1 protein-coding gene is annotated in these 593 nt (G+C 65.1%); it reads left to right on the top strand.

Annotated elements, in window-relative coordinates; all coding sequences use genetic code 11:
- Positions 1 to 593 (top strand): autotransporter outer membrane beta-barrel domain-containing protein (locus SPL01S_RS24205; protein ID WP_155729022.1); only part of this gene is annotated, 593 nt, incomplete at both ends.

Below are 593 nucleotides of genomic sequence, written 5' to 3'. Positions count from 1 at the left end.
CTGGACGGTGGCTACGGCTCGAACGCCGACAGCGACAACTACCACCTGGCAGTGTACGGCGGCAAACAGTTCGGTGAGCTGGCGTTGCGCGCCGGCGGCACCTACACCTGGCACCGCATCGATACCTCACGCTCGGTCAATTACGGCGCACAGTCGGATCGCGAAACCGCGAAGTACAGCGCGCGCACCGAGCAGGTGTTCGCCGAAGCGGGTTACAGCGTGAAAGCCGGTTGGGTGAACCTGGAGCCGTTCGCCAACCTGGCGTACATCAACTTCCAGAACAACGGCATCTCTGAAGACGGCGGCGCTGCAGCGCTGCATGGCGACAAGCAGCACACCGACGCCACCGTCTCGACGTTGGGGCTGCGGGCCGATACCGAGTGGCAGGCGAGCAAAACGACGGCGGTCGCGCTGCGCAGCGAACTGGGTTGGCAACATCAGTACGGCGAGCTGGAGCGCGGCACCGGGCTGCGGTTCAACGGCGGCAGCTCGCCGTTCGTGGTGAACAGCGTGTCGGCATCGCGTGACGGTGCAGTGCTGAAGGCCAGCGCGGAAGTGGCGGTGAACAAAAACGCCACGCTGTCGCTGGGCTA

The sequence above is a fragment of the Serratia plymuthica NBRC 102599 genome (assembly GCF_001590925.1).
Classification (GTDB): domain Bacteria; phylum Pseudomonadota; class Gammaproteobacteria; order Enterobacterales; family Enterobacteriaceae; genus Serratia; species Serratia plymuthica.
The sequence above is the reverse complement of the archived record's forward strand: the minus strand, read 5'-3'. Positions and strand labels throughout refer to the sequence as shown.